The 24,180-nt window shown below is 54.9% G+C and carries 18 protein-coding genes; 11 read left to right on the top strand and 7 right to left on the bottom strand.

Annotated features, from left to right (window positions below):
- Positions 1–14: 14 nt before the first annotated feature.
- The 4 genes from fucP to ABDW36_RS14575 all read left to right on the top strand — a co-directional run bounded on the left by fucP (position 15) and on the right by ABDW36_RS14575 (position 3,932).
- Complete coding sequence (gene fucP / locus ABDW36_RS14590; protein ID WP_343702648.1) at positions 15–1,265, top strand: L-fucose:H+ symporter permease; 1,251 nt, start codon at positions 15–17, stop codon at positions 1,263–1,265.
- Positions 1,266–1,620: 355 nt separating this feature from the next.
- Complete coding sequence (locus ABDW36_RS14585) at positions 1,621–2,361, top strand: MbnP family protein (RefSeq protein ID WP_343702647.1); 741 nt, start codon at positions 1,621–1,623, stop codon at positions 2,359–2,361.
- Complete coding sequence (locus ABDW36_RS14580) at positions 2,358–3,401, top strand: cytochrome c peroxidase (RefSeq protein ID WP_343702646.1); 1,044 nt, start codon at positions 2,358–2,360, stop codon at positions 3,399–3,401. The genes ABDW36_RS14585 and ABDW36_RS14580 overlap by 4 nt, the downstream gene beginning before the upstream one ends.
- An 87-nt stretch (positions 3,402–3,488) precedes the next feature.
- Entirely contained in the window at positions 3,489–3,932 is a 444-nt protein-coding gene (locus tag ABDW36_RS14575) for a septal ring lytic transglycosylase RlpA family protein (RefSeq protein ID WP_343702645.1), read from the top strand.
- Positions 3,933–3,935: 3 nt separating this feature from the next.
- Here the strand turns inward: ABDW36_RS14575 and ABDW36_RS14570 are convergent, their stop codons facing one another.
- The 5 genes from ABDW36_RS14570 to ABDW36_RS14550 all read right to left on the bottom strand — a co-directional run bounded on the left by ABDW36_RS14570 (position 3,936) and on the right by ABDW36_RS14550 (position 14,697).
- Positions 3,936–4,505: a DNA-3-methyladenine glycosylase I gene (locus ABDW36_RS14570; protein WP_343702644.1), complete on the bottom strand. Its 570-nt coding sequence runs from the start codon at positions 4,503–4,505 to the stop codon at positions 3,936–3,938.
- A complete protein-coding gene (locus tag ABDW36_RS14565) occupies positions 4,502–6,703 on the bottom strand; it encodes a DUF4954 family protein (protein ID WP_343702643.1) in 2,202 nt (733 codons plus the stop codon). Before ABDW36_RS14565 ends, ABDW36_RS14570 begins: the two co-directional genes overlap by 4 nt.
- A gap of 7 nt (positions 6,704–6,710) precedes the next feature.
- Positions 6,711–8,549 (bottom strand): glutamine--fructose-6-phosphate transaminase (isomerizing), encoded by a 1,839-nt coding sequence (gene glmS / locus ABDW36_RS14560; protein ID WP_343702642.1) that lies wholly within the window; start codon positions 8,547–8,549, stop codon positions 6,711–6,713.
- A gap of 148 nt (positions 8,550–8,697) precedes the next feature.
- Positions 8,698–12,303, bottom strand: coding sequence for a TraB/GumN family protein (locus ABDW36_RS14555; RefSeq protein WP_343702641.1), 3,606 nt, complete (start codon positions 12,301–12,303; stop codon positions 8,698–8,700).
- A gap of 42 nt (positions 12,304–12,345) precedes the next feature.
- Complete coding sequence (locus ABDW36_RS14550; protein ID WP_343702640.1) at positions 12,346–14,697, bottom strand: prolyl oligopeptidase family serine peptidase; 2,352 nt, start codon at positions 14,695–14,697, stop codon at positions 12,346–12,348.
- 50 nt (positions 14,698–14,747) lie between these two features.
- Here ABDW36_RS14550 and ABDW36_RS14545 point away from each other — a divergent pair, with 50 nt between their 5' ends.
- On the top strand, positions 14,748–15,299 hold the full coding sequence (locus ABDW36_RS14545) for a histidine phosphatase family protein (RefSeq protein ID WP_343702639.1): 552 nt from the start codon (positions 14,748–14,750) through the stop codon (positions 15,297–15,299).
- A gap of 3 nt (positions 15,300–15,302) precedes the next feature.
- On the opposite strand, the gene mgtE is transcribed toward ABDW36_RS14545, so the two are convergent.
- Positions 15,303–16,679 carry a magnesium transporter gene (gene mgtE, locus ABDW36_RS14540; protein WP_343702638.1) on the bottom strand — a complete coding sequence of 459 codons (1,377 nt, stop codon included), beginning with the start codon at positions 16,677–16,679 and terminating at the stop codon, positions 15,303–15,305.
- A 28-nt stretch (positions 16,680–16,707) separates the two neighbouring features.
- Complete coding sequence (locus ABDW36_RS14535) at positions 16,708–17,583, bottom strand: bestrophin family protein (protein WP_343702637.1); 876 nt, start codon at positions 17,581–17,583, stop codon at positions 16,708–16,710.
- Between the two features lie 91 nt (positions 17,584–17,674).
- Between ABDW36_RS14535 and ABDW36_RS14530 the strand changes: the two genes are divergently transcribed.
- The 6 genes from ABDW36_RS14530 to hutG all read left to right on the top strand — a co-directional run bounded on the left by ABDW36_RS14530 (position 17,675) and on the right by hutG (position 24,167).
- Positions 17,675–18,064: an SET domain-containing protein gene (locus ABDW36_RS14530; RefSeq protein ID WP_343702636.1), complete on the top strand. Its 390-nt coding sequence runs from the start codon at positions 17,675–17,677 to the stop codon at positions 18,062–18,064.
- 64 nt (positions 18,065–18,128) lie between these two features.
- Complete coding sequence (locus tag ABDW36_RS14525; RefSeq protein WP_343702635.1) at positions 18,129–18,647, top strand: MarR family transcriptional regulator; 519 nt, start codon at positions 18,129–18,131, stop codon at positions 18,645–18,647.
- Between the two features lie 6 nt (positions 18,648–18,653).
- Positions 18,654–20,222 (top strand): histidine ammonia-lyase, encoded by a 1,569-nt coding sequence (gene hutH, locus ABDW36_RS14520; protein ID WP_343702634.1) that lies wholly within the window; start codon positions 18,654–18,656, stop codon positions 20,220–20,222.
- Entirely contained in the window at positions 20,197–21,870 is a 1,674-nt protein-coding gene (hutU, locus tag ABDW36_RS14515; protein WP_343702633.1) for a urocanate hydratase, read from the top strand. The genes hutH and hutU overlap by 26 nt, the downstream gene beginning before the upstream one ends.
- Before the next feature lie 30 nt (positions 21,871–21,900).
- The gene (gene hutI, locus ABDW36_RS14510) at positions 21,901–23,100 is read left to right on the top strand and encodes an imidazolonepropionase (RefSeq protein ID WP_343702632.1); all 1,200 of its coding nucleotides are present in this window, start codon (positions 21,901–21,903) and stop codon (positions 23,098–23,100) included.
- 47 nt (positions 23,101–23,147) lie between these two features.
- Complete coding sequence (hutG, locus tag ABDW36_RS14505) at positions 23,148–24,167, top strand: formimidoylglutamase (protein ID WP_343702631.1); 1,020 nt, start codon at positions 23,148–23,150, stop codon at positions 24,165–24,167.
- Positions 24,168–24,180 lie beyond the last annotated feature (13 nt).

Raw genomic sequence — 24,180 nt, 5'->3', positions numbered from 1 at the left:
AAACGCAATTGTATATGGCAGGGGGCGCAGTTTCCACAACCAGTTATACACCCACCGGTACACAAAACGGTCAGAAGTATCTATTTCCCTTCATTCTTGTAACCAGCCTGTTCTTCATGTGGGGCCTGGCTTACGGGCTGCTGGACGTGCTGAACAAACACTTCCAGGAAGCCTTGTCTATAGACAAGGCCCGTTCCACGCTGCTGCAGGCCGCTTACTTCGGCGCGTATTTTATTATGGCGCTGCCGGCGGGTTATTTTATGAAGAAATACAGCTACAAGTCAGGCATTATTTTCGGCTTGCTGCTGTATGCTGCCGGGGCGGCGCTGTTCTACCCTTCGGCACATTTTGCCAACTTTAACTTTTTCCTGCTGGCCTTGTTCGTACTGGCTTCAGGCCTCACGTTCCTGGAAACGGCGGCCAACCCTTACGTAACGGTGCTGGGAGATAAAGCGCGCTCCGAGTTTCGCCTCAACCTCTCGCAATGTTTCAATGGGCTGGGCTCTTTCCTGGGCCCGCTGATTGCCTCCCGGTTGTTTTTCGGGGAGGAGGGAGAAGGCGCCGGCGCCAGCTCTGATCTTTCTTCTGTACAACTGGTATACATCGTGATGGCGGCCGTTGTGCTGTTCATTGCGTTCCTTTTTTACCGCACCCGCCTGCCGGAAATTTCGGTGGCGGAAGAAGGCGCTGCGGCTAAAGGCGGCACCGGAAAAGGATTGTTTGCCCACCGCCATTTTGTATGGGGCGTAGTGGCACAGTTCTTTTACGTAGCTGCCCAGGTAGGCGTTGGCGCGCTCTTCATCAATTATGTAACGGAATACTGGGAAGGCGCTACCAGCGCCAAAGGCTCCGCTATGCTGGGCGTTTCGCTGGGGCTCTTTACCGTAGGGCGTTTCGTAGGCACGGCATTGATGCGCAAAATAGCGCCCAATACGCTGCTGACCATTTACGCGCTGATCAATACCGCGCTGTGCGCACTGGTAATGTCTGGCCAGGGTGCAGTGTCTGTATACGGTTTGATGGCTATCTTCTTCTTCATGTCTATCATGTTCCCCACCATTTTTGCCCTGGCCGTGAAAGGCCTGGGAGATCATACCAAGGAAGGGTCTTCCTACCAGATCATGGCTATTGTGGGCGGCGCGCTGGTGCCGTACGTAATGGGCACAGTGGCGGAAACACAGTCAACCGCTTTCTCTTTCATTGTACCGCTTATCTGCTTCATCATCGTATTCTTCTACGGATGGAGAGGCTACAAGATCAGGTAAGCCGTTCATTGATTGTATAACTGTCCCGGTGGCCTGGCGCTGCCGGGACTTTTTTTTGCCACCCGGCACGGGCTTCGCAACCGGCCGGTTGCTAAAAGCCAAAAGTCTTGCTGGTATTGGGTTTGAGATAGGATATCTTACCCATGTCCCACCCATGTCATAAGGATATCCCACCCATGTCTCACCCCTATATAGGGGTATGTTATCTATGTTATATCCTTGGTTTAAGCATTGGTTATCAGTGAGATGTTCAAAAGTGGGCCAGCGGGCGGGCATACCGTTACCTCCCGGAAAGGACGAAATAACAGGGGAGGTGCCGCCTTTTTTGTACCTTTCGCAACAGAAACCTCCGCATATGAAACCAAAAGCCCTCCTCTGCGTTTTTTTCATACTATTGATGGCCTGCAAGAAGGAAAAACAGGAGCAGGGAACGCTTCAGCTAACCTTTACCAGCGTGGTGAACGGCGCTGCGCTGGACCTCAATGCGGCCAGCTACACCAATGCCGCGGGAGAGGCCTTTACAGTAAGCGCTTTCAAATACTACATCAGCAATATCACCCTTGTGAAGATGGATAACAGCGAGATAAAGCTGCCAGACACCTATTTCCTCATAGATGAAAGCAAACCGGCTTCCAAAACCATCCAGGTAATGGCGCCACGGGGCGAATACAGGGGTTTTTCCTTCCTTTTGGGGGTAGATAGCCTCCGCAATGTAAGCGGGGCGCAAACGGGGGCTTTAGACCCGGTAAACGGCATGTTCTGGAGCTGGAACAGCGGGTACATCATGGCCAAAATGGAAGGTACTTCTCCGGCTTCCACTGCGGCAGGCCAGGCGCTGACCTTTCACATCGGCGGTTTCAAAGGGGAGCACAACGCCGTGCAGCGCATCAGCCTGGTGAGCCCCATCAGTCTTACCGTAGGGGCAGACCGCAAGCCGGACGTTACCATCAAGGCAGACCTGTACACCTGGTTCAGCCTGCCCAACCAGGTGCAGTTTGCACAAACGTCTACCATTCATGTACCGGGGGAAGAGGCCCGGAAAATATCAGTGAACTATAGCAATATGTTCCGCATTACCAGTGTGACCGACCTGTGATACGTTATGTGATCTATATGGGCTGCCTGTTCCTGCTGATCTGGAGTTGCAGGAAAACCGCCTCCGTGAGGCCGGGGCCGCAGCCGTATACGCTGGAGCTGCCGGCAGAGTTTCCCGCCCCGGTGTATGACATGGGCCAGAACCCGCTCACCGTGCAGGGCATTGCGCTGGGCCGCCGCCTCTTTTATGACCCGCGCCTCTCCAGGGACAGTACCATTTCCTGCGGTTTCTGCCACCAGCAGTTTGCGGCCTTCGCGCACTTTGACCACCCGCTCAGCCATGGCATAGATAACAACACCGGCTTCCGGTCAGTGCCGGGGCTCTTTAACCTTATCTGGCAGAAGGATTTTATGTGGGACGGCGGGGTGAACCACCTGGAGATACAGCCGCTCACGCCTATTACAGATCCGAATGAAATGGGGGAAGACCTGGGCCGCCTCATCAGCCGCCTGAACGCGGACCAAAAGTACCGGGCCCTGTTCAATGATGCGTTCGGGGAAGGGGAGATCAACAGCCAGAAGCTGTTCAGGGCGCTGGCGCAGTTTATGGCCACCATGAACTCCTTCAATTCGAAATATGACAGCGTGATGCGCAAGCTCCCCGGCGCGCAGTTTACCCTGGAAGAGGCCAACGGCTATCGCATTTTCCAGGAAAAATGCGCTTCCTGCCATAAGGAGCCCCTGTTCACAGACGGCTCCTATCGCAACAACGGCCTGCCTTACAACCCCTATCTTCATGATGCTGGCCGCATGCGCATCACCAACAGCACGGGAGATTACCTCAAATTCAAGGTACCTTCCCTGCGTAATATCCTGAAAAGCCCGCCATATATGCATGACGGCCGTTTTTATGACATATTCAACGTATTCGACCACTATTCCGAGGGCATTGAACAAACCCCTACCATAGACCCCCTGGTGAAGAACGGCATCCCGCTGTCCGTATCGGAAAAGCGTGAATTGTACTTTTTCCTGAATACGTTGACAGATCATACGTTCATCAATAGTAAATCCTTGTCTGAAATATTGATCGATAACTAATTGTTAATAAGGTAGTTGGGTTTCATTAACATTTTTGAGGGCTTTTGTTAACGCTTTCTGGCAGGAAATTTGCCAATTCCAGGGGTCATGAAAATAGATGTATTAAATAATGTTGTAAAGTGTGTGACGGCAGTGCTGGTAGTACTGTTCATGGGCACTGCGCCGGCTATGGCACAGCAGAAGGCAAAAACGCCTTCTACGGGTGTTGCCAGCTATTACGCGCAGAAGTTCCACGGCAGGAAAACGGCCAGTGGTGAAGTATTTGATAACACAGCCATGACGGCCGCTCATAACACCCTGCCCCTGGGCACTCTCATAAAAGTTACCAACCTGCGCAACCACCGCTGGGTGGTGGTAAAAGTAACAGACCGCCTGCATCATGCCAACCGCCGCATTGTAGACCTTACGCAAGCCGCGGCCAAAAGGCTGGGTTTCATTCATTGGGGGCTTACCAAAGTGAAAGTGGAGGTAGTATCTGGCGCGTTCATGAACAGCCTGCCCATGCTTGACCTGGAACTGGCGTCTAACTAAGGGTTACCTTTTCTTCCGTGTAAAACAGCTCATCACATGATCGTTCACCATACCGGTGGCCTGCATGTACGCGTAACAGATAGTGGAGCCCACAAACTTGAACCCGCGTTTCAGCAGGTCTTTGCTCATGGCGTCTGACACAGCTGTTTTGGCGGGTACTTCAGCGAGGCTTTTGAAGTGATTGACAATGGGCTGGTGGTTCACGAATTGCCAGATGTAGCGGTCAAAGCTGCCGAATTCCTTTTGCACGGCCAGGAAGGCCTTTGCATTAGTTACTACGGCACGTACCTTTAGCTGGTTGCGGATGATGCCGGGGTCTTGCAGCAGCTTTTCCATCTTCTTATCGGAATATTTTGCAATTTTTTGCGCGTCCCAGTTGTCAAAGGCCTTGCGGTAATTTTCCCGCTTGGTGAGCACGGTATACCAGCTGAGGCCAGCCTGCGCGCCTTCCAGGTTTAGCATTTCGAACAAATGGGTATCGTCATGGCTGGGAATGCCCCATTCATGATCATGATAGTCTTTGTACAACTGGTCTTTCAGGCTCCAGCCGCAGCGTGTCTTTTCCTCTTTCATAATTCCCAGTGCTTAATGATCTCTTTAACCTGCTTCTTATAGGCTTTGAGGTCTGCCTGTGTTTGTTGTATAAAACTGTTGTCTTCCAGCTTTCCCACTACGGTGTTCATTTCCGCTTCGTTCTCATACGCCATGCGACGGAAGGGGTTGAGGTAATCTTTCTCCCTGGAGTGGAAAATGCCTTCCGTGATGTTGCCTGCTGTGATGACAGACTGCTCCAGGTATTTTCTAAGCAAGGCCGGTGTAAGCTCTTTGGCGCTAACCTGGTGCAGGTGCAGCAGGCAGGCCAGGGCGTGATGCAGCTTGTCTTGCTCATACATAGCGCCCAGCTGGCGGTAGGCTTCGTGCAGCTCCGGCCAGCCGGTGATTTTTCCCTTGCGGATGCGGTTTTTCAGGTCTTCCAGCGCATCTGCCTTTACCAGTTGCCCGCCAACGTTGTACCATGCGGAGCGCTGGCTGTTTTTGCAGAAGGCCTGCAGGGTCTTGAAGGAGCTGATGTTGAAACCGGCCGCCAGCTTTACCAGGTTGCGCATGGCGTACAGGTTCACCAGCTCGCGGAAGAGGGGGTAGGCTTTATGCACTTTGAGCAACTGCGCCTTGCGGGAAGAGTTCTCTATACCATCCACCAATATCTCCGTACGCCCTACTTTCGCATTTTCTTCCAGCAGCATTTGCTTGCCTTTTTGCTGCAGGGCCTTTTTGCCGGCTTTTTCTTTCTGGCCGGAAAAGGCTTTGCCTACGGCATACTCCATCAGCTCAAGGGAATGCAGCAGCTCTTCCGCTGAATCAGGGGCCAGGTAATCATATTCGATCAGCTGCGTTTTGTCTGTACGCTTGTCCCTGTCTACATATTTCCAGGCGTTGCGGGCCAGCGCGTACATGTTGTGCATGAACCAGTAGCCGGGCATTACCCGCAGCATATTGTCATGCTCGTCATTCACTACCAGGCTGAAAGGGAAAGGAATGTCCAGCTCGCTCATGTAGTTGCCTTTGGCAATAAGGGTGAAGCTGGCAAAGCGGGAATTATGTTTGAGGCTTACGCACAGGCCGGGCCAGAAGCCGCGGCCGGCAATGATTTCGCCGTCTGCCCCGCGGGAGTTGTGGTTGGAGCCGATGGTAGCGCCGGCGGCCATATTGCTTTGGCCCATTACGAGCGCGGCGCAGAGGAAAGAGTTGTTATGGTGCTGCTCATGTGCGGGAAATATCAGGGAGTTCAGTACTTCGCAGCAGGAAATGGTGGCGTTGTTGCCCAGGTACGAGTTGATGAGGCGCGCGCCATATTTAAGCTGGGAGTGGGAGGCCATCACAAAGCGCACGGCCTTTACGCCGTAAAACACGCGGCAGCCCAGGCCAATGATGCCGTTCACCAGCTCGCAGCCTTCACCTATCTGGGAAGGAGCGCCGGCCTCACTGTTGATGGTGAGGTTCTTCAGCTTGTTGGCGCCTTTAAGATAGGCATCGGTACCAATGGTCACGTCTTTAATGATCTTGCAGTTCTTGATCACGGTACGGTCTCCCACCATGCCGTAATACCCCCGCTTTTTATCGAACTGTTTTTCGGTGAAGGCCTTGAAGCGTTCCATCAGCGTGGCATCGTGCCGGTTGCGCGTCCACAGCCATGCATCGCCGGGCAGCATGCCGTCAAACGGCATTACGCTTCTGCCGCCGTTCTCGTTACACAGCTCCAGCCATATGCGCACGCTTTCCGGCTCGCCTTCTTTCACAATGCCGTTGCCGAACTTGGCGTGGTCTGTTACGCCCATTTCGTTGACGTTGGCAATGATCACCTCGTTGCCGATGATGTAATGGGAGAGGAAGTTCACGTTGTGCACCACCACGTTGTCACCAAAATCGCAGGAAGCAATGGTGCTGTTGTACAGCCCCACGGGCAGGCGCAGGTTGTGGAACTCCAGGTAAAAAGGCTCCAGCTTGCCGATGCGCACCATGCCGTAGAAGTGGCAGTGCTGCACCAGGTTGGGATCAAATTCGTTGTCTACAAAAATATTGTTCCAGTCGTCTGAAGTATTGTCATTCCGCACCAGCGTTTCAATTTCCCATGCTTTCAGCTTGCGGTGTACCGTTTCGCGGCCGCGCTGCTGGTCCCGGAGGTAATATTCGTTTTTGCCCTGGGGCAGGTAAGCTGGTTCAATGAACTGGTAGCCCAGCTGGCTGAGCGGTTTTTTTTCTATCCTGTTCATAAGCGTATTATTCTACGGTTACGGACTTTGCAAGATTGCGGGGTTTGTCTACGTCATATCCTTTTGCCACGCCGATATGATAAGCCAGCAATTGGAGGGGTATCACGGAAATGAGGGGAGCTACCAGCTCGTCTGCTTCGGGCACTACTATTACATCGTCTGCCATGCCGGGTATTACCTGGTCTCCTTCCGTGGTAACGGCTATTACCTTGCCTTTACGGGCTTTTATCTCCTGGATGTTAGACACTATTTTTTCGTAGTAGCTGTCTTTGGTGGCTACAAACACTACGGGCAGGTTTTCATCTACCAGCGCAATGGGGCCGTGTTTCATTTCTGCGGCGGGATAGCCTTCCGCATGAATGTAGGAAATTTCTTTCAGCTTCAGCGCGCCTTCCAGGGCAATGGGAAAGTTGTAGCCGCGGCCCAGGTAAAGGAAATCATGCGCATCTTTATACTTGTCCGCAATTTTCTTCACAGCATCGTTCAGCTCCAACGCGGTAGCCACTTTTTCGGATACGCTTTCCAGCTCGTCCAGCAAATGCTGGAAGCGCTGCTGCGTAATGGTACCCCTGGCCTCGGCTATTTTCAGGCCAATGAGGGCCAGTACGGCCAGCTGCGCGGTAAAGGCCTTGGTGCTGGCTACGCCTATTTCAGGGCCCGCGTGCGTATACACGCCGCCGTTAGAGAGGCGGGCTATGGAAGAGCCTACCACGTTACATACGCCCAGTATGATGGCGCCTTTTTCCTTGGCGCTTTCCATGGCTACCAGGGTGTCTGCCGTTTCGCCGGACTGCGATACGGCAATGATCACGTCTCCCTTGCCCACCACGGGGTTGCGGTAGCGGAACTCGGAGGCGTACTCTACTTCTACCGGTATGCGGCACAGTTCTTCTATCATGTATTCGGCTACCAGGCCGGCATGCCAGCTGGTGCCACAGGCCACTATGATGATGCGGTTGGCATTGGTGAGCATGTCAAGATGCTCCCGCAGGCCGCCCAGCGTGAGCTTCCCGTTTCTGGCATCCAGGCGGCCGCGCAGGCTGTCAAAAATGGTTTGCGGCTGCTCAAAGATCTCCTTCAGCATAAAATGATCATACCCGCCTTTTTCAATGGCGGCCAGCTCAATGTCAAGCTTCTGGATGTAGGGCGTTTGTATTTCGTTGGCAATATTTTTCAATACCAGCTCGTCTGCGCGGAGAATAGCTATCTCGTAATCGTTCACGTACACCACTTCTTTGGTATATTCCACAATGGGAGACGCATCTGAGGCCAGGAAGTGCTCGCCTTTGCCCACGCCGATCACCAGCGGGCTGCCTTTACGGGCAGCAATGAGCGTGGCGGGATCGTCTTCGTCCACTATTACTATCACGTATGCGCCCACTACTCTTTTGAGCGCAATACGCACGGCTTCTTCCGTGCTGCACTGGTTGCTCTTTTTGATTTCCTGTATGAAGTGGATGAGCACTTCGGTATCTGTATCGCTGGTGAAAACGTGCCCTTTGTTCAGCAGCTCCTGTTTCAGCTGCGCATAGTTCTCAATGATGCCGTTGTGTACCATGGCCAGCTTCCCGTCTCCCGAAAGCTGGGGGTGTGCGTTGCGGTCATTCGGTTCGCCGTGGGTGGCCCAGCGGGTATGGCCAATGGCGATATGACTTTTCAGGTCTTTCCCCAGCACATAATCTTCCAGTTCGGCTACCTTGCCTTTCTTCTTGTACACTTTCAGGCCCCCTCCGTTCAGTAAAGCAACGCCCGTGCTGTCATATCCCCTGTACTCCAGCCTTTTCAGACCCTTTAATACTACCGGGTATGCTTCCCGGTTACCAATGTAGGCTACAATTCCACACATAGTTGTATATCAGGTTTTGATGAATTATCCCCGCAATATGCAGCAAAAATTTTAGCAGGGAAAGGAAAAGCAGTAAATAAAAAAAATTAAAATGTGCCCCGTTAGAGGCACATCCCAACCTGTTTGCGAGGGTTGAAAAGTAGCAAGATCAATAATCTCCGCCGGCCATGTCCATAAAAGAATTATCTCCGCTCCAACCTGTGCGGTTCCTGTATTTTACATGACGTATAAGCCCTGTAATCTGCTCTGATAGCGGCTTGTCTGTTTTATAACGGATGCGGGTGAATTGAGACAGCTGGTCGTTGTCAGCACATTTCTTTTCATCTTCCGGTTGCGGGCCGCTAATGCCCAGGTACCAGGTATCTGCATCTTTCTGGCGGTATTTGTAAACGTACACGTTGCTTTTTCGGAAGCGGTAATAAGTTTGTTTCCTGCCTAGTAATACGAGGGTGTCTATTTTCACATTGTACTCCATGGCGCCGTACAAGAGGCTGCGGGCCATCAGCTCCTGTTTGTTGTAAGCGGCGGGGAAGCGGTCTTGCCGCCTGATGCTGCTGAGGGCCGTCCAGAGAGAAACCCGGTAACGGTCTTGCGCGGCAATACTTTGCAGCAGGCTGTCTGCCACGGGCAGGTTGTTCTTGATATAGAGCTGTGCCAGCAATACTTGCTGGGCGGGATTGTTGCCGGTTTCGTAGCGGGCAAAAAAGCGTTCGGCGTTTTTGTTGGTCTGGCGGAAGGGCAGCAGCAACACCGCAAAGTCATGCAGGGTGCTGTTGGCTTCCCAGGTTTCCTCTTCCATCTCGTCATCATCTCTCCGGTTGAGCCGGTTCTGCTGGTCTGCCAGTTCCTTTTGCAAAGCTATGCGCGCGTCAAAGGCCAGCTGGCTGACGTGGTCTGCATACAAGGAGGGCTGCACCAGGTTGCTGTCTACCAGTGTGGAAAGCAGGCTGTACACAGGCTCTTTATAATCTGTGAGCGCGGTCAGCTCCAGCAGGTCAGGGAAGAGGGCGCGGGCCAGCTGCAGGGAATCATAGAGGGGACGGAAGAGGGAGTAAATGTTCTCACCGTCACTGAAAATCGGGATCTCTTTCAGCACCAGGTTTTTGAACAGCGCGTGGCCGGCCGTTGTTTGCTGGCGCAGCAGGCTGAGCAGCACGCTTCGTTGCAGGCTGGCGGTATCGTTGGCGGCCTCATAGGCTTGCTGTAAAAAGGGCAGTATTTCCGGATGCCTGATATGCCCCAGCTCACCAATGAGGTCCGTTTTCACGTCCATATAATTTTTCTCCGTGGCGCTCCAGCCGCGTATCATGCTGATGAGCACGGGCGCGTCTTCATCTTTGTAGTTAGGCGTACCAACGGAGCTGCGTGCCTGCTGGCGGGTGGTGCTGTCTTTACTATAAAAGTCCGCGAAGAGACCGGCGGCTTTGCTGGCATAGATGGGGGCGCCTATCAGCGTATCTCCGGGGGTGAAGCTGCTGAAGAAGGTGCGTACAAAATCAGACGGCCCTTTCACATTGTCTGTTACGCTGTAGAGCGTGTATTGCACGCCGTTGCGCAATATTACTTTGTACTGCAGGCTGCGGCTGCTGTTGGTGTCACGCATCTGGAGCAGCATGCTTTCCCAGCCGGGCAGGCGCTCGTACTGCTGCTGGTGTATAACCAGGTCTCCACGGTCACTGAGGTCTTCCACCTGGTCTTGCCAGAATTTAGCGCTGTCTTTAGTGCTGTAGTAGCGGTTGAACTTGCGGAATATCACCCTTATTTCCTCACCGGTGCTGTCTACCCTGAACACCTTGTTGCGCACACGGTTCAGGTGATCGTTGTTTTCGTGGCTGCTGCTGCCGGTGAAGGCTTCCATGAGCGCTTCATCGTCATTAGGCACGGCGGCGGTTTTCACGGAAAAATGCAGCGCTGTATCACGGTACTGCTCAAAGCGCTGGTACGCGGGCTGGCCGGGTGTAAAGGAATTGAAGAATTCCTGCACGGGCTTTTTGTCATTCCTGTAACGGGCGGAAAGCAGGTAGTAGTGGGGGCCGCGCAGTAGTATGCGGGTTTGGGTGTAGCTGTTGTCTGTATTGAGGTATAGCAGCTCCAGGCAGGGGTAGCCCTGCCAGTTGGTGAAGCGGCGGCTTTTCTGCTGTTTGATGAATTGAGATTGCAGGAAGCTTTCCTCGGCAAAGCTCAGGTCTACCGTGTCTTCTTCCAGCGCGGAGTAGTCTGGTATGGTTTTGTGCATCACCAGGTAGCTGTTGCCGTTCCGGCTGTCTAGCGCTTCATATTCCTTGCGTTTGCTGAGGGTGCGCAAGGTTACATTGTCTGCTATTACAGGCGGGTGCGGCATTTTAATGCTGAAGCCGGCAGCAGCGGCGTGGTAGTTCACCCAGTTCCCTCCGCTGAAAGGTTTGAGGCGGATGGAGGAAAAGAAACGGTTGGCTTCTTCCCCGGCCGCATATTCTCCATTGCCGCTGAGCTTGAAAATAATGATCTCGAAAGGCGTGATGAAGATGTTGTACCGCTGCAGGTCTCCCCGGCGGGTGCGGTTGCTGATGTCAAAACCCTTGTAGCCGCTGAGGTGGATGGTTTTTTTTGAAATGATGCGGCCGGGGATGTTCTCATACAGCAGGCTGTCTACTTTCAGGTATACGTCTTCTTCCCGCTGGCCCAGGCTGAGGGCGTTGGTTTTGATGCGGCTTACAAGGTAATAGGCGCCGTTGGCCAGGTCTGCATACTGCAGCTGGTTGAGCATGGTGAGGTTGCTGAAGTTGTACAGCTTGCCCGGCACGTCTGCCTCCACCCAGCCGTCTTCAGACGCGTAGTGCCGGAAAGATACAGGCGCCCTGAGCTTTTCCAGCGCTTCCTTCTGCTCGCTGTCACGGTTGGTGGTGGTGACGGGCCTGACGGTATAGCCCGCCTTCCGCAACATTTCTATCAGCCCGCGCTCGCCGGGCAGGTGCGCGGCGCCTACGCCGGCAAAGAGGGAGCCCCGGCGGATGATGGAGTCAATGGCATGGAACATGTTCTCGTTCCGCTTGTACAAAAACTTTTCCAGGAAAGCGGGTGATGCGTACTGGTCTGTTGAAATGGAATCCAGCATGTCCAGGTCCCCGCGGCGGTAGGCATCGTTCAGCTTGATGCGGGCCTGCTGCGGGTTCTCGGCCGGCCGGTTGTTTCTCTTCGCCTTGCGGTCGTTGGCGGCGTCACGGTAAGATTCCAGCATCAGCCGTTCAGACTCTTCAAAACTTTCCACCCCGGTGGCTTTTTTGCCCAGCTTGCTGCCTACCTGGTAAATATACATGTCAAGGAAAGTATCTTCCTCAAAGTCTTCCTGCGCGGCAAAGGAGCGGTACAGCAGGTGGTTGATCATTTCAGGGCGGTAGGTGAGGCCGGTGCGCACCAGGTCTGCATAAGCGCCGATGGTAAAGGCGTCCGGCCCCATGGCGCCGCTGCCCAGGTCATTCAGGTAGCGGGAGCTGAGCCGCAACATTTTGCTTTTGGAAAAGTCTTCCTGCAATTGCCGCGGGTCAGTTTCCAGCGCTACTATATCGGAGCTCCTGATGCAATGGTAAAAGGAATCACTCAGGTGAAAGGCCAGTTTGCTGCTGACGTGCATGGTACCGAACAGGTAGGAAGGTTTTGGCAGCTGTTTGCCGGAAATTTCCCACAACAGGCCCTGGTATTTTTTTGACTGTGCATGCAGAATGGTAGAGAACATCAGGGCCAGGCAGCAGCTTGCAACGCATTTCAGACGGTTCATATGGAGACTCCAGGGATTTAGGTACCTCCAAATATACTGAAATTAGCGGCGTTGCAGTACCCGCTCAAACAGGGCCAGGATGCGCTTGTACTCGTCCGTCCAGCTGGCGGGCTCAGTAAAGGCATGGTCTTCTACAGGGTACACGGCCAGCTCCCAGTTGTTTTTGCCGAGCTCAATGAGGCGCTGGGAAAGGCGCACGATGTCCTGGAAGTGTACGTTCACATCTACCATGCCATGGCACATCAGCAAATGGCCTTTGAGGCCTTCTGCGAAGTAGATGGGAGAGGATCGGCGGAAGGCGATGCTGTCTTCTGCCGGGCGGTTCAGGATGTTGGCGGTGTAGCCGTCGTTATAATGCGCCCAGTCTGTTACAGAGCGGAGGGCAGCGCCGGCCGCAAAATCATCGGGCGTCGTGAACATGGCCATGAGGGTAATGAACCCGCCGTAGCTGCCGCCGTAAATGCCGATGCGTTTGGGATCTACGCCATGCTGCTGCGCCAGGTAACGGGCGCCGTCTACCTGGTCTGTGAGGTCTTTGCCGCCCATATGCCGGTAAATGCCCGTGCGCCAGTTGCGGCCGTAGCCGGCGCTGCCGCGGTAGTCTATGTCAAGCACGGTATAACCAAGGTCTGCCAGCAGGTTGTGGAACATGTATTCCCGGAAGTATTGGCTCCACCATTTGTGCGCGTTTTGCAGGTAGCCCGCGCCGTGTACGAATATAACGGCCGCGCCGTTCTTTCTGGCCGCATCCGGCGTATAGAGCCTGGCATGCACGGTCTCATTGTCACGCGCTTTGAAGGTAACTACATTGGCTGTGCGCCAGGGGTAGGCCTTGAATTCGGCAGACTGCGCCAGGCTGGTGATCTGCACGGGTTTGGCGCCTGGCTTGTTTTCCTGCAGGTACAGTTCCCAGGGCTGGTTGGAGCTGGAATAGCGGTAGGCCAGCCACTTTTCATCAGGGCTCAGGCTTACGCTATGGGCGCCGGGCATGGAAGTAAGCCTTTCCGCACGGCCGCCGGTTACGGGCAGGCGGTAGTATTGTTTTTCGCCGGGGTGCACTTCATTGGTGAGCAGGTAGAAGTAATCACGGTGCCGGGAGAGTTTTGTTTCCTGTACTTCGTAGTTGCCCTGCGTAAGGGCCTTTTTCTGTTTGGCGGCCACGTTGTAGGTATACAGGTGAGAATAGCCGGTGGCTTCACTCTGGAACCAGCAGGTCTGTTCATCTATCCAGCCCATGTTTGCGCCATTGATGCCGGGGCCGCCTATCCAGGCTTCATCACGCTGGCGGTCTACCGGTTGCAGGGCGCCGGTGGCGCAGTTCAGCAACATGATCCAGCGGTCTTTATTATCGTCTGAAGTGATGTTCACCAGGGCATGAGTGCCTTTGGGAGACCAGAACGGGCCGTACACGGAAACGCCCCGCGTTTTCCTGGCGGTGTCTTTGCCGGGGTAATCTTTCAGGTAATCAGGCTTGTCTCCCAGGCCGGGCAATGCGGTCGTTCTCACGGGCAGCACGGTGTCTTTTTCCCTGTCAAATACATAGCTGTAAGAAGCGCCCAGCGGATTGCCAACTTTCGGCCGGGCGGTCAGCTCTGCCGTATAGCCGTTGTCGGTAACGTAGTTAGGTACCTGCGTGCTGCTGTTGCCGCCAGGCGCCTTGTACAGCCGGTATACTACAAAACGCCCGTCTGGACTGATGCGCGCGTCCGTCACCACCTTGTCTTCGATATAAATAGTGCGCAGCTGCTGCGCTTCCGGCAGGCTTTTGCTGAATGCCTTGGCTGCTTCTGTTTTGGCTTTCTTTTCCCGCAATACGGCAAACAGGTCTTGCTGCTGGTTTTGAAGGTACTGCTGCTGGGGCGTAAGCGTGGCCGGTTTGTCTGAAGGTTTGGCGCCGCTGGTAAAGTCTGTCAATTGTTCCGTTTCCCCGGTTTTAATGTTCCAGGAAAACAGGTTGCGGCTGCGGCGGAATACAACCCGGGTATCGTTAAATGAAAAACCAACGGCGGTTTCCTGCTCGGCGGTGCGGGTGAGGCGCGTCTCCTTGCCGGTGGCCGCGTCCTGCAGGTACACATCTCCCTGGTAGGTATACACTTTTTGTGTGTAGGCCTGGTTATAGGTGGCATTGTTGCGCGCGTTGATGAGGCCGCGTTCAGCCGCCGGGGTTTTTACCGGCGTACGCGCCGTGAGGCTGATGCTGTACAGTGAGTCCGCATAGGCCTTTTCAGGGTTCCAGAGAAAATATACCGTTTTGCTGTCTCCGCCCCAGTCAACATTATCGGGCGAAGTGCCGATCCATTTCGGGTCACGCATGATCTTTTCTACCGTCAGTTGCTGGGCATGGCTGGCAGCGGCAAGCAACATGCCCGCCATGGACGTGAGTACTATTTTCATATTGGTTAATAGTGTAGAATTTTATAATTTGTTGCAAGATAACGAACAACATGGGCACAACAGCGCGCAATATGATGACCGGCATGCTCTTTCCTTTCCTGCTGGCGGCCTGCGGGCAAAGGCAGCAGGCGTTAAGGGAGCAGGTGCCGGTAACGGAAGATACCACTTTTCTGACGGGTACCCTCTTTTTGGTAAGGCATGCGGAGAAGAACCCGGGGGCAGATTCTACGCTTACCGCAGCCGGCATGCAGCGCGCGGGCAAACTGTACCGGCTGTTGAAAGATTCGTCTATCAGCAAGATATACAGCACAAAGTACAAGCGCACCATGCAAACGGGAGACAGCCTGCGCATCCGCTTCGGCATAGACACGGTGCTGTACCAGCCGGACAGTACGGGTGAATCCCTGTTGTACGAGATCAGCCGGCGCGGGGACTGGGGCAAGCGCATTCTTGTAATAGGCCACAGCAACACGCTCATTCCTCTCCTCAAAAGCCTTGATGTGAACCCCCGGATGGATTCTATTGCAGACAAGGATTACGGCAACCTCTTCATCGTATACAAAACAAGAAAGGGCAGCAAATTAGTGAAGCAGCGGTATTAATGCCTATAACAGAATGCCGTTGAGGAACATATACGCTACGCTGAAATAGATCAGCAGCCCCGTTACGTCTACCAGCGTGGCTACAAAGGGGGCTGAAGAGCTGGCCGGGTCAGCGCCCGCCCTTTTCAGCAGTAACGGCAGCATGGAGCCGGACAGGGTGCCCCAGAGCACAACGCCGATGAGGGATACGCCCAGGGTAACAGCAATCAGGAAAGTATGCTCGCCGTAAGTATGGAAAAAGGAATTCCAGATCAGTATCCTTAAAAAGCCCACCAGCCCCAGTACGCTGCCCAGCATCAAACCGGAGAATATTTCCCGGCGCATTACCCGCCACCAGTCACGGGTGGTCAGCTCGCCCAGCGCCATGGCTTGGATGATGAGGGTGGAGGCCTGGGAGCCGCTGTTGCCGCCGCTGGAAATGATCAGCGGTACAAACAGGGCCAGTACTACGGCCTTGGCTATTTCATCTTCAAAGTAGGTCATGACGGTGGCCGTGAGCATTTCCCCGATGAAGAGTATCACCAGCCAGCCTACGCGTTTTTTGATGAGGCTGAAAAAGGGCATGTCGAGGTACGGTTCGTCCAGCGCTTCCGTACCGCCTATCTTCTGTATGTCTTCCGTATGTTCTTCATTGGCAATCCACAACATGTCGTCAATGGTCACAATGCCCAGCATCACGCCCTTGTCATCTACCACGGGCAGGGCCACGCGGTTTTCCAGCCTGAACACCTGTATGGCCTCTTCCTGCTCATCGTTCACGTGCAGGGCCACAAAGCGGTCGTCCATCAGGGACCTGACCTGTGTAGACGGAGATACCAGCAGGAATTCCCGGATACGGAAATCGTCCAGCAGCTTGCCTTCATCATCAATGATATAGATCACGTCAATGGTCTCGCTATCCCGCCCGTACATCCGTATATGCTGCAATACCTGCTCTACCGTCCAGTGTGCTTTGGCCGCAATGTAGTCAGGCGTCATGATGCGGCCCACGCTGCTTTCCGGGTAGCCGAGGAGGGAGAGGGTCACTTTTCTTTCTTCGGGATGCAGCAGTTTGATCAGTTCCTGTACGGCCTGGGAGGGCAGCTCTTCCAGGAAGGCGGTACGGTCATCAGGCGGCAGCTCGTTCAGCAGCTCCGCCGTTTTAGCGGCGGGGAGGGCCCTGATGATGTCTTCCTGGGTGGGGAACTCCAATATCCTGAAAGCGGCGGCCGCGCGGCCCAGGGTGAGATGTTCCATGATCACCACGGCCTCTTCCGGCACTTCATAGATCAGCTCCGCAATGTCTGTGATCAGCTGATCGTCCAGGAACGTTTTCAGTTCCCGGGAGGGCTGCTCTTTGACCAGCTCTTCAAATCGCTCCAGTAATGCTGCATTTTCCATAGTAAACAGGCCTTGCGTGAAAACATTATTATATTATCTCCTGCACGTGCTTGCGGATGTTACCGCTGATCACGTCTGTAGGCAGGTCATTTGCGTCTTTGCCGAAGGGGTCTTCAATTTCTTCCGCAATCAGCTCAAGGCTGGCCAGCACATAAAAAATGAACACCACCATAGGTATTACCAGGTAACCCAGCCCAAACACATAGCCCATGGGCAGCGTCATCACGTAAAAGAAAATGAACTTTTTGAGGAACACGCTGTACGAAAAGGGGATGGGCGTGTTCTTGATACGCTCGCAGGCGCCGCAAATGTCTGTAAGAGACTCCAGCTGCGCGTTGATGGTGATCAGCTGGTCTCCGGTGATCACCTGCTGCCGGTACAGCTCGCCGGTTTTGTTCATGATGAACGCGGCTACCTGGTTGGGCATATGGCGCTGACCGTCAAGGGCGGCCGTTTCATCAGCCGTGAGCCCTTCCAGTGAATGTATATTGAACTCCCCCCGCAGGTGGTCTTTCATGGCAAAGGCATAGTTGGGTATCATGAAGCGGAAATACTGCCGTGCCGGATGGCCGGTGGGCAGTATGGCCTGCAGCTTCAGGGCCAGGTTGCGGCTGTTGTTCACCAGCAGCCCCCATTGGCGGCGGCCTTCCCACCAGCGGTCATAAGCAGTATTGGTACGGAACACCAGCAGCAGGGAGATCACAAAACCCAGCAGGCCATGCATGGCGGTGATGTTCCGGATATGGTCCTTTTCAGACAGGCGGAACACCTCCAGCTCCAGCCAGGCTATTGCCGCTGAATAGGCAGCAATGGCAATAAACATGGGGAACAGCTTTTTAACGGTATCTGCCTTATGAATGCGGAAAATGAACGTAAACCAGTCCTTTGGATTATAGTTGATCATACCGGCAAAAATAAATATCAATTCTGATTCCCCTGCATTTTGTTAACTGCCCGGTTTGATGTTATTTTACGTCTCTTTATTACGTGAGATTATGATCAAGCCGTATTTATACATTCAGAAAACGAAAGAAAAAGGCCGTGGTGTTTTCACCAAAGAACCTATTCCCGCCGGTACACAAATAGAAATATCTCCTGTATTGGTACTGTCCAACAACGATACGCAAATTGTAGACAAAACTAAACTGCACAACTACATCTTCCTCTGGGGAGTAAGGGAAACCCGCTCCTGTATTGCACTTGGCTTTTGTTCCATTTACAACCATGCGTATGACCCGAACTGCGAGTATGAAATGGACTTTGAAGCGGAAACCATGGCCATCAAAACCCGCCGCGATATCAAAAAAGGAGAGGAGCTTTCCATTAACTACAATGGCGAGGTGGAAGACAAATCACCCGTTTGGTTTGATGTAAAACGCAAATAAAAAAATCCGGGCCATGTGCTTCGGATTTCCTAATATTGTAAATTATATAAGCACTTATATATTTATGGGATTTTATCCGAAACTGGGTTACCTGATCTTTGGCAGCAGGCTGCGGCGGCTGAGCGAATACTTCCTGGCGGAGGTGAACAAGGTGTACGGCCAGGCCGGCATTGCCTTTGATGCCAGCTGGTTCCCGTTGTTCTACCTGTTGTCTGAAAAAGAGCAGCTCACGCTGATGGACATTGCCACAGAGCTGGAAGTATCCCATTCCGCCGTGAGCCAGCTGGTCACCAACCTGAAAAAGAAAGGGCTGGTAAAAACCAGCCGGTGCGAGGAAGACGGGCGCCGGCAATGGGTGGTGCTGACCAAAAAGGGGAGCGCACTGCTGGAGCAGATATTGCCGGTGTGGAAAGGCATAGACGCCGCCATGCAGGAGCTGGTGGCGGAGCATAAACAAAGCAGCAAGATACTGGAGGCCATTAACACGCTGGAGCAGGCGGTGGAAGCGCTGCCGCTGGCGGAGCGCATCCGGCGGCAGTTGCCGGGCGGCATGCAGGCTACGGCCCCATCAACACCAAAATAATATTACATGAGCAAGGTTTTTAATTACGGCAAAGACCCCCTCACGGCAGCCGCGGCGCTAGGCATAGCGGCCGGCCGCATCAAGGGCGTGCTGCTGCCGGAAACAATGGCCCGCGTGGAAGCCAGCCACCGGCATGTGCAGGCCATTGTGCAGGAGCATACCACCGTGTACGGTATCAACACAGGCTTTGGCCCGCTCTGCGATACCAAGATTTCAGAAGAAGATACCCGCGCCCTGCAGTACAACATTCTGCAAAGCCACAGCGTAGGTGTGGGCGCGCCCATACCGGAAGAAATTGCGCGGCTGATGCTGATCACCAAAGTGCACGCGCTGGCGCAAGGCTACTCCGGCGTAAACCCCGTTACGCTGCAGCGCATCATCTGGCATATTGAGCAGGGCGTTACCCCGCTGGTGCCGGAGAAAGGTTCTGTAGGCGCGTCTGGGGACCTGGCGCCGCTGTCTCACCTGTTCCTCCCGCTGATCGGCCTGGGGGAGGTATGGTATAAGGGAAAACAGTTGCCGGCTGCGGAAGTATTGCAGCGGGAAGGCTTGCAGCCAGTGGTGCTGGGCCCCAAGGAAGGGCTGGCCCTCATTAACGGTACGCAATTTATACTGGCCTTTGCCACCAAAGCCGTGCAGCGCCTCTGGAACGCGCTGGAGGCGGCAGACGTGATTGGCGCCATGTCTCTGGAAGGGCTGATGGGTACCGCCAAACCTTTTGACCCGCGGTTGCACGCCATACGGCCGTTTCCCGGCAACCAGCTGGTGGCGCACCGGCTTGACGCGCTGCTGCGCGGGTCTGAGATCATGGCGTCTCATGCAGACTGCGGGCGGGTGCAAGACCCTTATTCCCTCCGCTGCATGCCGCAGGTACACGGCGCTTCGCGCACGGCCTGGCTGCACCTGGCGGAGCTGACGGCCATAGAGCTGAACGCTGTAACAGACAATCCCATTATTTTCTCCGCGGAAGACACCATCAGCGGCGGCAACTTTCACGGCCAGCCTATGGCCCTGCCGCTAGACTATGCTACCATTGCGGCCGCGGAGCTGGGCAATATTGCAGACCGCCGCTGTTACATGATGATAGAAGGCCGCTACGGCCTGCCGAAGCTGCTGATAGAAGATGCCGGCCTCAACTCCGGTTTTATGATACCGCAATACACCACGGCGGCGCTGGTAACGGAAAACAAAACATTGTGCTTCCCCGCCAGCGCAGACAGCGTGCCCACCTCCCTAGGCCAGGAAGACCATGTATCTATGGGCTCTATCAGCGGCAGAAAGCTGATGCAGGTGATCGGCAACCTGGAGTACATACTGGCCATAGAGCTGCTGTACGCTGCGCAGGCCATCAATTTCAGGCGGCCGCTAAAATCCGCCCCGGTGATAGAAGCCTGCCACCACCACGTACGGGAACATGTGGCCTTTGCCAAAAAAGACCGTGTGTTTGCCACAGACATTGCCGCGCTGCACCAGTTGGTAAGCAGCGGTTCGCTTGTACAGGCAGCTAACGAAACAGCTGCCGCTCACCAGATCAATTTAAACGGCCCTTATGAGAAACAATTCCAGCTTCTTTGATACTTACGCGGCACACCCGCATTATAAGGCGCCCCGCGGCACACAGCTCAACGCGCGCTCCTGGCAAACGGAAGCCCCGCTCCGGATGCTGCTCAATAATCTTGACCATGAGGTGGCGGAAAACCCGGATGAGCTGGTGGTATACGGCGGTATCGGGCAGGCGGCCCGCAACCGCGAAGCGCTGCAGCAGATCATCAACATATTGCTGACGCTGGATGAAGATCACTCCCTGCTGGTGCAATCCGGCAAGCCGGTAGGCATTGTGCGCACACACCCGCAAGCCCCCCGCGTACTGCTGGCCAACAGCAACCTGGTGCCCAAATGGGCTACCTGGGAACATTTTAACGAGCTGCGAGCCAAAGGCCTTATGATGTACGGGCAGATGACGGCCGGCAGCTGGATCTACATCGGTACACAGGGCATACTGCAAGGCACCTACGAAACCTTTGTGGAATGCGGCCGCCAACATTTTAACGGTAACCTGCAGGGCAAGCTGCTGGTAACCGCAGGCCTTGGCGGTATGGGCGGCGCACAGCCGCTGGCGGCTACCATGGCCGGCGGGGTGTTCCTGGGCGCAGATGTAGACCCGGCCCGCATACAGAAACGCATAGATACAAAGTACATAGACCGCATGACGCATTCTTACGATGAAGCCATTGCCTGGGCCAGGGAAGCCATGGAAAAAGGGGACGCCTTGTCCATAGGCCTGGTCAGCGATGCGGGAGATATGCTGGAGAAGCTGCTGCGGGATAACATTACGCCGCACATTCTCACAGACCAGACCTCCGCGCATGACCCCGTGAACGGGTATGTGCCCAATGGCCTCAGCCTGGCGGAAGCAGCGGAGCTTCGTACCTCCGATGCCGTTCGGTACAAACAACTGTCACTAGCCAGCATGGCGCGCCATGTAGGGTTCATGCTACAACTGCAACAGCGCGGCGCGGTTACGTTCGATTATGGTAACAACCTCCGCGAGTTTGCCCGTGAAGGCGGGGAAGCCAACGCTTTCAATTTCCCCGGTTTTACGCCGGCCTACATCCGGCCCCTCTTTTGTGAAGGTAAAGGGCCCTTCCGCTGGGTAGCCCTTTCCGGCGACCCGGAAGATATTTATACCACAGACCGCGCATTGATGGAAGCCTTTCCTGATAATACGCCTCTTATCAACTGGCTGCAAAAAGCGCAGGAGCGGGTGGCCTTCCAGGGCCTGCCTGCACGCATTTGCTGGTTGGGCATGGGTGAAAGGGAAAAGGCAGGCCTGCTCTTCAATGAGCTGGTACGCAGCGGCCGGGTGAAAGCGCCCATGGTAATTGGCAGAGACCACCTGGACTGTGGTTCTGTAGCATCGCCCAACCGGGAAACGGAGGCCATGAAAGACGGCTCTGACGCGGTGAGTGACTGGACGCTGCTGAACCTCATGTCTAACACCGCCGGCGGCGCTACCTGGGTGTCTTTCCATCACGGCGGCGGCGTGGGGATGGGGTACTCCCAGCATGCCGGCATGGTGGTGCTGGCAGACGGTACAGACCGCGCGGCGGCCTGCCTCCGCCGTGTGCTGTACAATGACCCCGCTTTGGGTATTTTCCGCCATGCAGACGCAGGGTATGAAAGAGCGGAAGAGTGGAGCAGGAAGTTTGGCCTGCACCAGTAGCAAATTTTTACTGACACTAAAAACGACCATATGCAACTCATTGGCCCGTTTTCACAGATATTGCCGCTGGCCGGCCTGCCGGAGAAAGGCCCTATCCGGGATGAACAACTGAACATCATTGAGAACGGCGGGGTGCTGATGCATGAAGGCGCAGTTGTTTTCGGCGGCTTTGAGCAGCTCCGGAAAGAAAACCCGAAAGCCACCCTGCAGATAGTGGAAGTGCCGCAGGTGCTGATACCGGGGTTCATAGACGCACATACCCATATCTGTTTTGCCGGCAGCCGCAGCCGTGACTATGCCATGCGGATAGCCGGCAAGTCTTATCTCGACATTGCCCGCGCCGGCGGCGGCATCTGGGACTCTGTGCTGAAAACCCGCGAAGCTACTGACGCGGAGCTGGCGGAAAACACCGTAGCCCGCGCCAACCGTCATTTGTTGAATGGCGTTACCACCATAGAAGTAAAAAGCGGCTACGGCCTGAATAGGGAGGATGAATTGAAGATGCTGCGCGCCATCAGAACAGCCGGTTTGCACACCAAAGCCACCCTGGTACCTACCTGCCTGGCCGCGCATATGCGCCCGAAAGATTTTGACGGAGATGAAAAGGCATACCTGCGCTGGATCATCAACGAACTGCTGCCGCTGGTAAAAGCAGAGCAATTGGCAGACCGGGTAGACATTTTTATTGAAGAAACGGCCTTTTCAGCTGCAGACGCCCGAAAGTTCCTGCAGCAGGCCGGTATGAAAATTACCGTGCATGCAGACCAGTTCAGCAGTGGCGGCTCGCAGGCTGCGGTAGAAGCCGGCGCGCTCTCTGCAGACCACCTGGAGGCGTCTACGGACGAGGATATACGAAGGCTGGCCAGCTCCGCCACAGTGGCGGTGGTATTGCCTGGTGCTTCACTGGGCCTGGGCATGCACTATGCGCCGGCCCGCAAACTGCTGAACGCAGGAGCCTGTGTGGCCATTGCGAGCGACTGGAACCCCGGTTCCGCCCCCATGGGCGACCTGCTGATGCAGGCCGCCGTGATGAGCGCCGCGGAAAAACTATCTACCGCGGAAGTGCTGGCCGGCCTCACCGTTCGCGCTGCCAAAGCGCTGGGCATGGCGTTGCCTGCGGGAGATCTGCAGGCATACCCCTGTAAAGACCATCGTGACATTCTTTATTACCAGGGCAGCATGAAGCCGGTAACCGTGTGGAAGGGCGGGGAAGAAGTAGAAAACACCTGAGGAACGTCTGTGGACCAGTTGTTTTGCAACATACAAAATTAGCATACATGTCCATCATAACATCTAATACCATGCTGGCATATTATCAACCCACCGCCGCCGATACCTGGCAGGGCCGCATAGACGGAGAAGAACCTGACGTGCGCCGCTGGCACCAGGTGATTGAGGTGGCAGATATCAGTCGCCACCCACTGCCCGCGCTGCCTCCCGGCCGCAAAGGCATTGCCTTTCTTGGCTTTGCCTGCGATGAAGGCGTACGCCGAAACAAGGGGAGAACAGGCGCTGCAGAGGGGCCGCTGGCCTTGAGACAAGCCTGTGCTTCCTTTCCCGTGCATTTCGGCGCGCATGCGCTGGTAGACGCCGGGGATGTGGTTTGCCGGGACGGCCGGCTGGAAGCGGCGCAGGAAGTGCTGTCCGCTACGGTGCAGCACATTCTGCAGGCTGGCTACCTGCCGGTGCTGTTTGGCGGCGGGCATGAAATTGCGTATGCCCATGAACGTGGCATCAGGCGGTACAATGAGGCGCAGCCTCCAGGCATCATCAACTTCGATGCGCATTTTGACCTGAGGGCGCCGGATGCCGCAGGCCCCAGCTCCGGTACGGGCTTCTGGCAAATAGCGCAGGAGCGTGCGGAGGCAGGGCAGCCTTTTCACTACATGGCGCTGGGCATCCAGCAAAACAGCAATACACCGCGGCTCTTCCAGGCCGCGGAAACACTGGGCGTCCAGTATTTGCCGGCATCGCTCTTCCAGCTCAAGTACCAGGAGCGCCTCATTGGCGCTATACAGGCCTTCATCCGGCAAAACGACAAAATTTACCTCACCACCTGCCTGGATGTATTTGCCGCCGCCTACACACCAGGCGTGAGTGCCCCGGCCTACAACGGCCTGATACCAGACGCCCTGTTCCTTGACTGTTTCCGTACCGTACTGCGCAGCGGCAAGCTGGCCGGTGCAGACATAGCCGAGCTCAATCCTTTGCTGGATGCGGACCAGCGCACGGCAAAACTCGCGGCATCACTGGTGTTCGAAATAGTGATGAATTATTATTCTACTTTCGCGGTATGAAGAAAATAGGCCT

Origin of the sequence: Chitinophaga sp. (assembly GCF_039596455.1) — a bacterium.
In the GTDB taxonomy this organism is placed as follows: Bacteria; Bacteroidota; Bacteroidia; order Chitinophagales; family Chitinophagaceae; genus Chitinophaga.
Note: the sequence above shows the minus strand (reverse complement) of the source record. Positions and strands in the feature narration are given on the sequence as shown.